This is a genomic window from Amycolatopsis sp. VS8301801F10 (assembly GCF_046195355.1).
In the GTDB taxonomy this organism is placed as follows: Bacteria; Actinomycetota; Actinomycetes; order Mycobacteriales; family Pseudonocardiaceae; genus Amycolatopsis.
Map to the genome: position 1 here is coordinate 9141015 of NZ_CP176065.1, position 15416 is coordinate 9156430.

Sequence of the window (15416 nt, forward strand, 5' to 3'; positions counted from 1 at the left end):
GTCAGTTCAGCTCCGTGTCGATGAACCGGAAGATCTCCTCGTCGGACGCCGCCCCGAGCCGGTCCGCGACCGTTTCGTCCTCGGCTTCCGGCGTCAGCTCCGCGACGAGTGCGGACAGCCGTTCCCGGACGCGGCGGCGAGTGTCCGCATCGGACTCCGCGGTCAGCATCCCGTGCAGCCGGTCGAGTTCCTCGTCCACGGAACCCGCTGGCGCACCGGGTGATTGCGCCGCCACGAGCTGGGCGCGGAGATGCCGCGCGAGGTCGACGGGAGTCGGGTAATCGAAGACGACGGTGGCCGCCAGCTGCACGCCGGTGGCGGCACCGAGCCGGTTCCGGAGGTCGACCGCGGCGAGCGAATCGAAGCCCAGTTCGCGGAAGGCGCGTCCGGCCGGCAACGTCGCCGGGTCCGGATGGGACAGTACGGCCGCGACCGCGTCGCGGACCAGTTCGGTCAGCTCGCGCAGCTGGTCCTCTTCGGACAGTCCGATCAGCTTGGCCACCAGCGATGGCTCTGCCGCGCTGTCGTTCTCCGGCGCAGTCGACAATTCCTCGAACAGCGCACTCGGGCGTACCGCGGTGAACGCGGGCAGGAACCGAGTCCAGTCGATATCCGCGAGAACGACAGTCGGATCGCCATTCGCCACTGCGTCGGCCAAGGCGGGGAGGGCACGCTCGGCGGCCAGCGCGAAGACTCCGCGGCGGCGGAGTTGTTCGCGGCGGTCGCGCTCGGTCTCGGCGTCGGCCGCGCCTAATCCCGCGCCCGCCCACGGCCCCCAAGCGACCGAGGTGGCGGGCAATCCCTTCTGCCGCCGGTGTTCGGCCAGTGCGTCCAGGAAGGCATTGGCAGCCCCGAACGCACCTTGCTCGGCCGCGCCCCAGACACCGGAGACCGACGAGAAGAGCACGAAAGCGTCCACATCGGACACCAGCTCGTGGAGGTTGACCGCACCGAGCACCTTTGTCCGCACCGCCGCGGTCAGGGCATCTGCGGTGAGGTCGGCCAGCGCGCCGGAAGTAACCTCACCCGCTCCGTGGATGACGGCGGTCAGCTCACCGGGGATCGCGGCCAGCACCTGGGCCAGTGCGTCCCGGTCGGCGACGTCGCACACCTCGCGAACGACCGGAACCCCGACGTCGTCCGGAAGAGGTTCGCTCGTGCCGTCGCTCAGCACCACCACTCGTTCCGCGCCGTTTTCGGCCAGCCACCGGACGGTGGCCTCGCTCGACTGGCTGGGGCCTTCGGTGAGCAGCACCGTGCCGCGCGGTTGCCAGCGGGCGTCGGTCCGCAGTGGAGCGGGCGCAAGACGGCGGACGAACACTGTGGACTCGCGGATCGCCACTTGGTCCTCGTCCCCGGCCAGCACGGCGGGAAGCAGCGCGGGATCGTCGAGGTCGACGACGCCACCGCGGCGGCGCGGGTATTCGAGGGCGGCCGTTCGGGCCAATCCCCACGCCATGGCTTGCCGAGGTGCATTGACCTCGTCCTCCGGAGCGGCAGCGATCGCACCGGAGGTGACCAGCCACAGTGGAGTGTCGCCAACGGACTTGATCAAGTCCAGAGTGGATTCGAGGCCGTCCTCGGCGAGGGCAAGCAGCGAGACGATGCCGTCCGCCTCGCCGATCGGCGAGCCCGGCGAAACGGTAACCACCGAGGCACCGGCTGCCTCCAGTGCCTGGGTATAGGCCGGATTTTCCTCCTTCGACACCAGCACCCACCGGCCAGTCAGTCGAGCCTCGGCGACCGGCTGTGGGCGCCACACTGTCCGGTACCGCCAGGAATCCACCTCGGTGCGCTGCTGGCTCTTCTTGCGCCACTCCGACAGCGCGGGAAGCACCGGGGCGAGCGCGCCCTCGTCCACTCCGAGCAACGTCGCCAGCGAATCGCTCTCGACGGCAGCCCAGAAGCTGGCGTCTTCTGCATCGCCGCTGGTCGCGGGTGCGTCAAGCCAGTACCGCTGGCGCTGGAAGGCATACGTCGGCGGCTCGGCCGGCCGGATCCCGGCGGGGAACGCCGCCGCCCACTCGACCTTCACGCCCTGCACGTAGGCCTCGGCGACGGACTGCTGGAAACGGTCGAGGCCGCCGTCGTCGCGCCGGAGCGAGCCGACCGTCACCGCGTCCGGCACGCTCTCCGCGATCGTCGGAACGAGCACCGGATGCGGGCTTACCTCGAGGAACGTGCGGTACCCGGCCGCGTAAAGCGCGCGCACCGACTGATCGAAGTGGACGGTCTGGCGGAGGTTCCGGTACCAGTACCCGGCGTCGAGGCCGTCGGTGTCGAGCCAGTCGCCGGTGACCGTCGAATAGAACGGGACCGCGGCCGGTCCGGCGATGCTCCCGGCGAGTTGCGCGGCGAGCTGGTCCTGAATGGCCTCGACCTGGCTGGAATGCGACGCGTAGTCCACCGCGATCCGCCGGGCCCGGATGTCGCGGGATTCGCACACCTCCAGCAGCTTGTCGACGGCCGCCAGGCTGCCGGAGACCACTGTGGACGACGGGCCGTTGACCGCCGCTACCTCCAGGTCGACAAGCAGGTCGGTCAGGTCCTCGACCGGCAGAGCGACCGAGACCATCCCACCTTGCCCGGCCAGCACCTTCCCAATCAGCTGACTCCGTAAAGCAACAACCCGTGCACCGTCTGTTAAGGACAGTGCTCCAGCGACGCAGGCGGCGGCGATCTCGCCCTGGCTGTGTCCGATCACCGCGGCCGGCTCCACGCCGTAGGAACGCCACAACTCGGCCAGCGAGACCATCACGGCCCACGACACCGGCTGCACGACGTCGACCCGTTCCAGCAGCGAGGCATCGGTCAGCGCGTCTTCCAGGGACCAGTCCACGAACTCGCGGAGCGCGGCCGCGCACTCCCCCAGCCGGGCCGCGAACACCTCCGAGCTCGCCGCCAGCTCGCGCGCCATCCCGACCCACTGCGAACCCTGGCCGGGGAACACGAACGCCACTTGTCCGGCGGCGCGGGTCGTCCCCTCGACCACGCCCGCTGCCGGGTTTCCGCTGCTCAGCGCATCGAGGCCAGCGGCAAGCGCGGCCCGGTCAGCCGCGAGCAGGACGGCGCGGTTCTCGAAAGCCGTCCGTGCTGTCGCGAGCGTGTAGGCGGCACCGGCCCAGTCGGCTTCGTCGTCGAGCCAAGCCCGCAGCCGCGCCGCTTGCGCACGCAGTGCGGGTTCTCCTCGGCCGGACAACACCACCGGTACCGAAATGTCCACTTGCGACGCCGGTTCGGCGGCCGGCGGCTGTTCCACGATCACGTGTGCGTTCGTGCCGCTGATGCCGAACGACGACACCGCGGCCCGGCGCGGACGGTCGCCCTCCGGCCACTCCACCGGCTCGGTAAGCAGCTGGACCGCTCCGCTTTCCCAATCCACGTGCGGCGTCGGCGCGTCCACGTGCAGCGTGCGCGGCAGGAGGCCGTCTCGCATGGCCTGCACCATTTTGATCACGCCCGCGACCCCGGCCGCGGCTTGGGTGTGGCCGATGTTCGACTTGATCGACCCCAGCCACAGTGGACGGTCCCGCTCCTGCCCGTAGGTCGCGAGCAAGGCCTGCGCTTCGATCGGGTCGCCGAGCGCGGTGCCGGTGCCGTGTGCTTCCACCGCGTCGATGTCCTGAGTGGACAGACCCGCCGACTGCAGGGCAGTGCGGATCACGCGTTCCTGTGACGGGCCGTTCGGCGCGGTCAAGCCGTTGGAGGCTCCGTCCTGGTTTACGGCCGAGCCGCGCAGGACAGCCAGGATCCGGCGGCCGTTGCGCTTGGCGTCCGACAGCCGTTCCAGCAGCAGGATGCCCGCGCCTTCGCCCCAGACCGTGCCGTCGGCATTCGCCGAAAACGCCTTGCACCGGCCGTCCGGCGCGAGACCGCGCTGGCGGCTGAACTCGGTGAACAAGCCAGGCGTGGCGAGCACGGTCACACCACCGGCCAACGCGAGGGTGCACTCCCCGGCCCGCAGCGACTGCGCGGCCAAATGCATTGCCACCAACGAGGACGAGCACGCAGTGTCCACCGTGACCGCTGGGCCTTCGAGACCGAACGAGTACGAAACCCGGCCCGAGGCCACGCTTCCGGCGGTTCCGGCCCCGAGGTAGCCCTCGGCTTCCTCCGGCAGGACCGGCATCCGGCTGGCGTAGTCGTGGTGCATGACCCCGGCGAACACCCCGGTGCGGCTGCCGCGGACGGAGGTCGGGTCGATCCCGGCGCGCTCGAACGCCTCCCACGAGACCTCGAGCAGCAACCGCTGCTGCGGGTCCATCGCGACGGCCTCGCGGGGGCTGATCCCGAAGAACTCCGCGTCGAACTCCGCCGCGTCGGCGAGGAATCCGCCTTCGGTGACGTAGCTGGTGCCGGGGTGGTCGGGGTCGGGGTGGTAGAGCCGGTCGAGGTCCCAGCCCCGGTCGGCGGGGAACGGCGAAATGCCGCTTCCGTCTCCGAGGACCAGGTTCCACAGGTCTTCCGGCGTCTCGACACCGCCGGGGTACCGGCAGGCCATGCCGACGATCGCGATCGGCTCGTCCGACGGCGCGGTCACCACGGCGCGTTGGGTCGTTGTCTGCTCGGTGAGCCTCGACAGCAGGTAGTCCACCACGGACTCGGTCGTCGGATGGTCGAACACCAACGTGGTCGGCAGGCGCAATCCGCTCACTGTGGACAGTCGGTTGCGCAGTTCGACTGAGGTCAGCGAATCGAACCCAAGGTCGTTGAACGCGCGGTGCTCGTCGACGGGCTCCTCGTGCCCGAGAGTCGCGGCTACCGCCGACCGCACGGTGTCCAGCAGCAAGCGCCGGCGGCCTGCTTCGTCCAAAGCGGCCAGTTCTCCGCCCAAGCTTGACGTACTGGCCACAGTGGACTTCGCCGGGACACGAATCAGGCCGCGCAGGAGTACTGGATTCTCCCCCGTCTTCGCGCGTTCGCGGAGCGCGGGAAGATTCAACCGGAGAGGCACCGACAGCGGCGGTCCGGCAACTGCCGCGTCGAACAGTCGCAGGCCTTCTTCCGGGGTGAGCGGAGTGAGGCCAAGGCGTTCGATGCGGCGGCGGGAAGCCTCGTCCAATGCGCCCGCCATGCCAGACGCCCACGGGCCCCAGGCCAGCGACACCGCGGAAAGCCCGTCGGCCACCCGCTGGCGGGCAATGGCGTCGAGATAGGCGTTGGCCGCGGCATAGTTGCCCTGGCCGGGACTGCCCAGGATGCCCGCCGCGGAGGAGAACAGCACGAAACGCGGAACGTCCGGGGTCAGCTCGTGAAGGTTCCAGGCCGCGGTTGCCTTGGCGTGGAAGACCTGATCGATACGTTCTGGCGTCAGGGATTCCACGACACCGTCGTCCAGCACGCCCGCCGCGTGCACGACGGCGCCGAGATTGTCGATCGAGGCGAGCAAGGCTGCCGTCGCGGCGCGGTCGGCGACGTCGCAGGCCTCAATCCGGACGGTCGCGCCGAGTTCCGACAATTCGTGTTCGAGGTCCGCTGCCCCGGTCGCGGCACGGCCTCGGCGGCTGACGAGGACCAGTTCTCGCACACCGCGTTCAGCGACCAGGTGCCGGGCTAGCAATGAGCCGAGACCGCCGGTGCCACCGGTGATCAGCACGGTGCCGGACCATTCATCATCCACAGTGGACTGCGTGCGGACCAGGCGCGGGACAAACGCTTTGCCGTCCCGCAAAGAGAGCTGCGGCTCGCCCGACGCCAATGCACCGCTGAGGTCCGGGGCGTCGGTGTCGGCTTCTATCAGGACGAACCGGCCCGGGTTCTCCGCCTGGGCCGAACGGACCAACCCGCGGACGGCCGCACCAGCCGGATTCGCGCCGGTGAGCACGACCAGCTTGGCTTGAGCGAACCGTTCGTCTTCCAGCCACTTCTGGAGGATCGGCAATACGCGATGCAGTTCAGCCAGTGCGTCCTCTGCGGAACTGCGCAGCACCACGAACTCCGCTGCCTCGCTGAGTTCGTCGTCCAACATGGAATACCGCACGTCCGCGGCGGGAAGCTCGATCGGCTGCCAGTCCACTGTGAACAGCGCGTCGTCCACCTGCTGATTCAGCGAAACCGGCCGCAGTGCCAGCGATTCCACCGAAAGAACCGGCCGACCGTGCTGATCCGCTGCGGTCACCGTGTATCCGCCAGGAACCGGAGTCAACCGTACCTTCAGCGCACGAGCGCCGGTCGCGTGCAGCGTGACGCCGCTCCAGGAGAACGGGAGCGACGCGGTGCCGGTTTCGTCGATAGCAGCCAAGGCATGCAAGGCCGCGTCCAGCAGCGCCGGGTGCAGGCCGAAGGCTTCCGGCTCGATCTCGTCCGGGAGCGCGACCAAGGCGAGCAGGCCACCGTCCGGAAGCCATACCTTGCGCAGGCCGCGGAATACCGGACCGTAGTCGAGGCCACGATCCGCCATCGTCGCGTACAGCTCGTCTACGGCTACTTCGGACTCACCGTCCGGCAGCGTCGGCCATTCCGCCTCGACCGGCTCGGTCGGTGCCAAGACCCCACGCGCGTGCCGCGTCCACGGCAGCGCCGGGTCCGGCCGCGAATAGCACTCCAGTTCACGGCGGCCGGATTCGTCTGGTTCCCCCACGACAAGCTGGACAGTCGCGCTCCCGTCCGCCGGAAGCACCAACGGGGTGTCCATGATCAGCTCGGCGAGGGTTCCGCAACCCAGCTCGGCTCCGGCCCGGAGAGCCAGTTCCAGCAACGAAGTCCCGGACACCACGACCTGTCCGGACACCACGTGATCGGCCAGCCAAGGCTGCGCGGAAACGGAAAGCCGGCCGGTGAACACCGCGCGGTCGCCATCCGCCAGCGCGACGCTCGCGCCGAGCAGCGGGTGCTCGATCGCCGCGAGTCCAGCTGCGGCGGCGTCGCGTTCCGGAGTGGCGAGCCAGAAGTGCCGGTGCTGGAACGCATACGTCGGCAGGTCCACCTCCGCGGTCTCGCGCCCGGCGAACACCGCAGTCCACTCCGGACTGAAGCCGTGCACGTGGAGCCGAGCCACCGTCTCCAGCAACGAGGCGACTTCCGGGCGATCCTTGCGCAGCGAAGGCACCAGCAACGCGTCCGCCGTTTCCGGCAGGCAATCCGCAGTGGTCGCGGTCAGCACACTGGCCGGGCCAACCTCCACAAAGGCTGATGCCCCCAACTCCGCCAGAGTGCGTACGGCCGGGAAGAATCGGACGCCCTGTCGCAAATGCCGCACCCAGTAGTCCGGGGTACGCATTTCTTCCGAGGAGACGAGCTGTCCAGTCACCGTCGACACGATCGGCAGGGTCGGTTCGCCGAACGTCACCGCGGCGACGGCCTCCCGGAATTCCCCGAGGATTTCGTCCATCTGCGGGGAATGCGCCGCAACGCTTACTTCGAGCCGACGCGTTCGGCGGCCCCGTTCACGCCACTGCGCAGCGATCTCGGCGACAACGGCATCGTCTCCGGACAGCACGAGCGACGTGGGTCCGTTGACCGCGGCGATGCCAACCTCGTGGTCGCGGCCGGCGAGCGTCGGGGCCATTTCGTCCTCGGTGGCCTCGATCGCGAACATCGCGCCGGTGCCGGAAGTCCGGTCCATCAGCCGAGCCCGCGCGCCGACCACTGCGGCGGCGTCGGCCAGCGTCAGCACTCCGGAGACGTGCGCGCACGCCAGCTCACCGGCCGAATGCCCGGCCAGGTAATCCGGACGCAAACCCCAGTGTTCGAGCAGCCGGTACAACGCGACTTCGGTGGCGAACAGCGCGGCCTGCGTGTAGCCGGTCCGTTCCAGCAATGCGGCTTCGGGAGAGCCTTCGTCGGCGAAAACAATGTCGCGAATTCCACGCGGAAGGTGCGGGTCGAGCGCCTCGCAAGCCTCGGTGAAAGCCGCCGCGAAGACCGGGAATTCGGCACTGAGTTCCCGTCCCGCGCCGAGCCGTTGCGATCCTTGCCCGGAAAAGGTGAAGGCGAGTTTGCCTGCCTCCGCCCGCCCTTTGGCCACGTTGGGCGCGTCGACGCCCTCGGAGAGCGCGGCGAGACCGGCACGGAAATCGCTGAGCACGGCCGCGCGATAAGGGTGCGCGGTCCGCGTCGTGGCGAGTGCCCGTGCGAGGTCCGGTTCGTCCACCATGGACAGAAGACGGGCGGCTTGATCGGCGAGTGCTTTCGGTGACCGAGCGGACAGCACCAAGGGCGCGTCGAGCGGCTTCCCGGAAGGAGCCTCGGCAACCGGGGCCTGTTCAAGGATGATGTGCGCGTTGGTGCCGCTCACACCAAACGACGAGACCGCAGACCGGCGTGGCCGATCAGTTTCCGGCCACTCCGTCGGATCGGTCAGCAGCCGCACGGCACCGGAATGCCAGTCGACGTGCGGCGACGGTTCATCGACGTGCAACGTGCGCGGCAGCAGGCCGTCTCGCATGGCCAGCACCATCTTGATCACGCCCGCTACCCCGGAGGCGGCCTGTGTATGTCCGATGTTGGACTTCACCGAACCGAGCCACAGTGGACGGCCCCGGTCCCGGCCGTAGGTGGCGAGCAGCGCGCCAGCCTCGATCGGATCGCCCAGCGACGTTCCGGTGCCGTGTCCTTCCACCGCATCGATGTCCGTTGTGGACAGACCAGCGGAAGCCAGCGCGGCCCGGATCACTCGCTCCTGCGAGGGGCCGTTCGGCGCGGTCAGACCGTTGGACGCGCCGTCCTGGTTCACCGCCGAGCCACGCACCACCGCCAGAACGCGATGCCCATTGCGTTCGGCGTCGGAAAGCCGCTCCAGCAGCAACATTCCCGCGCCCTCGGCCCAGGCCGTGCCGTCGGCGGCTCCGGCGAAGGCCTTGCACCGGCCGTCCGGAGCCAGCCCGCGCTGGCGGCTGAACTCGGTGAACAAACCGGGCGTGGCCATCACGGTCGCCCCGCCGGCCAGGGCGAGATCGCATTCGCCGCGGCGAAGTGCGTGCCCGGCGAGGTGCATCGCGACGAGCGACGACGAGCACGCCGTGTCGACGGTCATCGCCGGGCCCTCGAAGCCGAACGTGTAGGAAATGCGGCCGGACGCGACGCTTGCCGCGCTGCCGGTCAGCCGGTGGCCCTCGCCGCCGGGAACGGGTTGGTGCAGCATCGGGCCGTAGTCCTGGCGCATCGCGCCGACGAAAACCCCGGTTTGGCTTCCGCGCACCGCCGCCGGGTCGATGCCGGCGCGTTCGAGCGCTTCCCACGAGGTTTCCAGCAACAGTCGTTGCTGCGGGTCCATCGCGCGGGCTTCGCGTGGACTGATTCCGAAAAAGTCCGCGTCGAATTCCGCAGCTGAGGCCAGGAATCCGCCCTGGGTGACGTAACTGGTCCCGGACCGGTCGGGGTCGTCGTCGAACAGGGTGTCCAGATTCCAGCCGCGGTCGCGGGGGAATTCGGTGACGCCGTCGCCGTCCCGCAGGAGGAACTGCCAGAACTGTTCCGGGGTACGCGTGTCGCCGGGGAACCGGCAGGCCATGCCGATAATCGCGATCGGCTCGTCGTCGGCGACCGCCTGCTGGACCGGCACCACGGGTTCCGGTTCCGCGGAACGGCCGAGGTGCGCCGCGAGCGCGGCCGGGGTCGGGTAGTCGAACACGAGGGTCGCGGGCAATGCGGTCGCGGTCGCGGCAGCGAGCCGGTTGCGCAATTCCACTGCGGACAGCGAGTCGAACCCAAGGTCGGTGAACGCGCGCTGCGGGTCGATCGCCGAGGCTCCAGGATAGCCGAGGACGGCGGCGACCTCCGCGCACACGAGTTCCTCGAAGTTGTCCACCTGCTGCGGTGCCGGCTCCGCGGTTTTGGCCGCGGCACGACGGATCGGGGCTTTGATCAAGCCGCGCAACGGCCACGGCACCGTTTCCGCGCGTTCCGGGCGGAGTTTCAGCGGTACCAGCACCGGCTCGTCGACCGCCATCGCGGCGTCGAGGAGGGCCAAGCCTTCCTCCGCCGACAACGCGCCTACTCCGGAACGGGCGATGCGGGCCAAGTCGGCGTCGGTCAATTCGCCGGTGAGCGTGCTGCTCGGCGCCCACAATCCCCAGGCCAGGGATTGCGCGGGCAGACCGGCTGCGCGCCGATGCCGCGCGAGCGCGTCCAGGGCGGCATTCGCCGCCGCGTAATTCGCCTGTCCCGGTCCACCCAGGACCCCGGTAGCCGAAGAGAACAGGACAAATGCGGCGAGATCCAGGTGTTGGGTCGCGGTGTGCAGCTGCCACGCCGCGTCGATCTTCGGCCGCAGCACCGCGTCGATGCGTTCCGGAGTGAGCGATTCGACCGTTCCGTCATCGGTGATTCCGGCCGCGTGGAAGACCGCGGTGAGCGGGTGCGCCGCCGGGATCTCGCTGAGCACTGTGGACAGTGCACTTGGGTCGGTGACGTCGCAGGCGGCGACCGTGACCGTCGCGTCCAGATCGGACAGATCGTCGGCGGTACCGCGCCGGCTGACCAGCAGCAGATGCCGGACACCGTGTTCGGCGACGAGGTGCCGCGCGACCAGGCGGCCGAGCGTGCCGGTGCCGCCGGTGATCAGGACGGTGCCGTCCGGGTCGAGCCGCCGGGGCAGGGTGAGCACGACCTTGCCGGTGTGTTTCGCCTGACTGAGGAACCGGAACGCGTCGCGCGCGCCGGCGACCGGCCAGCTGGTGACCGGCGGGAGCCGCAGCGCGCCTTGCTCGAACAGCGCGAGCACGTCGGCGAGCAGTGCCCGGATGTCGTCCGGCGGGACGCGCATCAGATCGAACGGTTGATATCTCAGGTCGGGATAGGCCGCCGGGTCGCGCAGGTCGGTCTTGCCCATCTCCAGGAACCGTCCGCCCGGGCGCAGCAGGCCCAGCGAGGCGTCGGCGAACTCGCCGGTCAGGGAGTTGAGGACGACGTCGACCTGGCTGAACTTGTCCGCGAACTCGAGCGTGCGGGACGAGGCAATCCGCTCGTCGTCGAGGCCGAGTTCGCGCAGCGTGTCCCATTTGCCGGGACTGGCGGTGCCGAACACCTCCGCGCCGAGGTGCCGGGCCAGCTGCACGGCCGCGACGCCGACGCCACCGGCCGCGGAGTGGATCAGCACCGATTCGCCGGCGGTGAGACCGCCCAGTTTGACCAGCCCGAGGTACGCGGTGAGGTACGCGATCGGGACGGCGGCCGCTTCCTCGAAGGACCAACTGTCCGGAATGGCCGCGACCAGCCGGTGGTCGGCGATGGCGACCGGGCCGAAGGAGCCGCCGAACATCCCGGTCACGCGGTCGCCGACGGCCAGGTCCGGCACCCCCGGCCCGACCTCGGTGATCACCCCCGCGCCCTCCCCGCCGAGCGCGACCTCGTCCGGGTACATGCCGAGGGCGAGCAGGACGTCGCGGAAGTTCACGCCAGCGGCGCGGACGGCGATCCGGACCTGCCCCTCGGCGAGTGGTTCGCCGGCCTCCGGGCAGGGGACGAACGCGAGATTGTCGAGCGTGCCCCGGGCGGTGACGTCCAGCCGCCAGGGTCCATCCGGCGGGGTCAGCTCCGGGCGGGCGAGACGGGGCACGCGGACTTCCCCGGCACGGAAGGAGAATTGCGGTTCGCCGGTGGCGAGCGCGGCACCGAGCAGCGGCGGCGCGACGTCGGGGTCTTCCAGCTCGGCGATGACGATGCGCCCGGCGTGTTCGGCCTGCGCGGAACGGAGAAGGCCCTGTACCGCAGCACCGGGCAGCCCTTCGGTGGTGACCACGACCAGGCGGGAGAACCGTTCCGCGGCCAGGAATTCCTGCACTGTCCGCAGCATTTCGCGCGTCGCCGCGCCGACCTCGGCGTCAGCGGCACGGACGACTACTGTGTCAAAACCCTCCGGAATTGCCGAGATGTCCACAAAGGACTCCGCGTCGAGGCCGCGCATCGGTGGGCCGACGATGGCCCAGCGTCCGTCGATTGAGGACGGTTCCAGCGGCAGGACTTCCGCGTTCAGCCGGAAAAGCGAGTCGTGCGCGGTGCGTCGGGCCGGGGCTCCGATCGGGCGCAATGCCAGAGCGCCGATTGTCGCGACGGGTGCGCCGGTGTCGTCGGCGAGGTCGATCGCCACCGAGCCGTTGCCAGGGGTGAGCCGGACGCGCAGGGACCGGGCACCGGTGGCGTGCACCTGGACGTCTTGCCAGGAAAAGGGAAGCTGCGCGGTTTCGCCACCGGTGAGGGCAAGCGCGTGCAGGGACGCGTCGAGCAAGGCCGGGTGGAGGTCGAAGCGTTGCGCGGCTGGGGTTCCGGTCGGCGCGATGTGGGCATAGAGGGTGTTGCCGTCGCGCCAGGCCGCGCGGAGATTACGGAAGGCGGGACCGTAGCTCAGGCCGGAGTTTTCGAGTTGTTCGTAGAGGCCGTCGAGGTCGACCGGGGTCGCGTTGGGCGGCCATTCGGCGAGTCCGGCCGCGGTTGCGCTCGCCTGCTCGCTGAGCAGGCCGGTCGCGTGCTGGGTCCAGTCCTGCTCGCTGCCGGCTTCCGGGCGCGAGTGGATTTCCAGGGTCCAGCGGCCGGGCACGGTGTCCGGACGCGCCCATACCCGCAGGTCGGCGGCTTCTCCCTCGGGCAGCACGAGCGGGGCGTGCAAGGTCAGCTCGTCGACGGTCGCGCAGCCGATGTGGTTGCCCGCTTGGAGCGCCAGTTCGACAAACGCCGCGCCGGGGAAGAGGACCGCGCCGGAGACCTGATGGTCGGCCAGCCACGGCTGGGCAGCAACCGACAACCGTCCAGTGAGGAGCGTTCCCGCCGAACCGGGCAAGGTGATGACCGCGCGTACCAACGGGTGTTCGGCGTCGCGAGCGCCGGCCGCGGCCAGTTGTCCGCGCCGAGGCTGGGGTTCGAGCCAATACTGGTCATGCTGGAACGGATACGTCGGCAGCTCGACCCGGCGGGCACCGGTGCCGGCGAAGACCGCGGCCCAGTCGACCTCGACGCCAGCGGCGTGCAGGCGGCCGAGCGTGGTGAGCAGGGTGGCCGGTTCGGGGCGGCCTTTGCGGGTGGCGGCACCGGCGACGGCCTCGGCTGGCGCGAGCGCGGTCAGCACGCCGTCCGGGCCCAGCTCCAGATAACGCGTGACGCCGTGCTTGGCCAGGGTCTGCAGTCCATTGTGGAATCGCACTGCTTCTCGGACGTGCCGGACCCAGTACGACGGTTCGTGCAGTTCGGTGCCGATCTCGCCGGTCAGGTTGGAGATCACCGGAACCACCGGAGCGGCGTAGCCGATACTCGCGGCGATCTCGCCGAACTCGGCCAGCATCGCGGTCATCCGGTGCGAATGGAACGCGTGCGACACCGTCAGCCGCTTCGTCTTGCGCCCCTCGGTTCGCCAACTCCCCGCGACCCGCAGTACCGCGTCCTCGTCTCCGGAAATGACAACCGACCGCGGACCGTTGACCGCGGCGAGGTCCGCGCCATCGGTAAGGCTCGGAATGACCTCGTCCTCGGTCGCTTCGATCGCCACCATGGCCCCGCCGCGCGGCAGCGCCTGCATCAACCGGCCGCGCGCGGCGACCAGTTTCGCCGCGTCGGCAAGGGAAAACACACCCGCGACATGTGCGGCGGCGAGTTCGCCGATCGAGTGGCCGATCAGGTAGTCCGGCTTCACGCCCCACGACGAAACCAGCCGGAACAGCGAGACCTCGATCGCGAACAACCCGGCCTGTGTGTACTGCGTCTCGTGCACCAGCTCGCTGTCGCCGAAGACGACGTCCTTCACCGGCCGGTCCAGAAACGGATCCAGCTGTGCGCAGATCTCGTCGAAGGCTTCGGCGAAAACGCTGAACGTCTCGTACAGCTCCCGGCCCATCCCTGGCCGTTGCGCGCCCTGGCCAGAGAATGAAAAGGCCAGCCGTCCGGACGCGGCGGGACTCGACGTCAGCTCGGTGAGCGCGGCGCGGAGTTCGGCACGGTCGGCGCCGAGCACTACTGCGCGGTGATCGAGGGTGGCGCGGGTAGCGGCGAGCGAGTACCCGATGTCCATCGGGTCAGCGTCCACTTCGGCCAGTCGCCGGGCTTGCTCCCGCAGAGCCGCTTCGGTTTTTCCGGATAGCACCCACGGAATCGCCGGAAGTGTCCTCCGTGGACTGTCCTCGACCGCCGCGTCCGGAGCCTGCTCGATGATGGTGTGCGCGTTCGTCCCCGAGATGCCGAACGACGAGACGGCGGCGCGCCGAGGACGTCCGGTCTCCGGCCACGGCTGCGCTTCGGTGAGCAGTTCGACGGCACCGCTGTTCCAGTCGACGTGCGGGGAAGGCTCGTCCACATGCAACGTCTTCGGCAGCATTCCGGCGCGAATCGCCTGCACCATCTTGATCACGCCCGCGACGCCGGACGCGGCCTGGGTGTGTCCGAGGTTGGACTTCAGCGAACCAAGCCACAGTGGACGTTCGCGGCCTTGACCGTAGGTCGCGAGCAACGCGCCGGCCTCGATCGGATCGCCCAGCGCGGTGCCGGTGCCGTGCGCTTCCACGACGTCGATCTGGTCCGGGGTCAGCGCGGAGTTCGTGAGCGCCTGCACGATCACGCGTTCCTGCGACGGGCCGTTCGGCGCGGTCAGACCGTTGGACGCGCCGTCCTGGTTCACCGCCGACCCGCGGATGACAGCCAGGACCTGGTGCCCGTTGCGCTCAGCGTCCGACAACCGCTCCAGGACCAGCAGGCCGACGCCTTCCGACCAGCCAGTACCGTCCGCGCCGGCGGAGAACGATTTGCACCGGCCGTCCGCCGCCAACCCGCCGAGCTTGCCGAATTCCACGAAGGTGCCCGGGTTCGGCATCACCGTCACGCCACCGGCCAGCGCGAGCGAACACTCCCCGGACCGCAGCGATTGGGCGGCCAAATGCAGTGCCACCAACGAAGAAGAGCACGCGGTGTCCACAGTGACCGCTGGACCTTCGAGCCCGAAGGTGTAGGAGATGCGTCCAGTAAGGATACTGGCCGCGTTGCCGTGTCCGACGAAACCGGCCAGCTCCTCCGGCACCGCGTCCATCAGGGTCGCGTAGTCGTAATACATCACACCGGAAAAAACGCCGGTTTGGCTTCCCCGCAACGAAAGCGGGTCGATTCCGGCCCGCTCGAATGCTTCCCACGCGACTTCCAGCAGCAGCCGTTGCTGCGGGTCCATCGCGAGCGCGGCGCGCGGGCTGATGCCGAACAGAGTCGGGTCGAACGCACCGGCGTCGCTGAGAAAGCCGCCTGCGCCAACGGGAACGTCGCGGGTGTCCCAGCCGCGGTCGCTGGGGAACGGCGAAATCGCATCACGCCCCTCGGCGACCAGATCCCACAAATCCTCCGGCGAGGAAACGCCGCCCGGGTAACGGCAAGCCATGCCGACGATCGCCAACGGCTCCCGCCGCGCGTTTTCGACCTCGCGCAGCCGTTGCTGTGCCTGCTGGGCTTCCGCGAGCGCGCGTTTCAGGTATTCGCGGAGCTTGTCCTCACCGGCCATGCGTGTCTGTCCC

The 15416-nt window shown here is 69.6% G+C and carries 1 protein-coding gene; it reads right to left on the minus strand.

What is annotated here, in order from left to right:
* Position 1: 1 nt before the first annotated feature.
* Positions 2-15373 carry a type I polyketide synthase gene (locus tag F9C11_RS41845; RefSeq protein WP_409187097.1) on the minus strand — a complete coding sequence of 5124 codons (15372 nt, stop codon included), beginning with the start codon at positions 15371-15373 and terminating at the stop codon, positions 2-4.
* Positions 15374-15416: the final 43 nt, after the last annotated feature.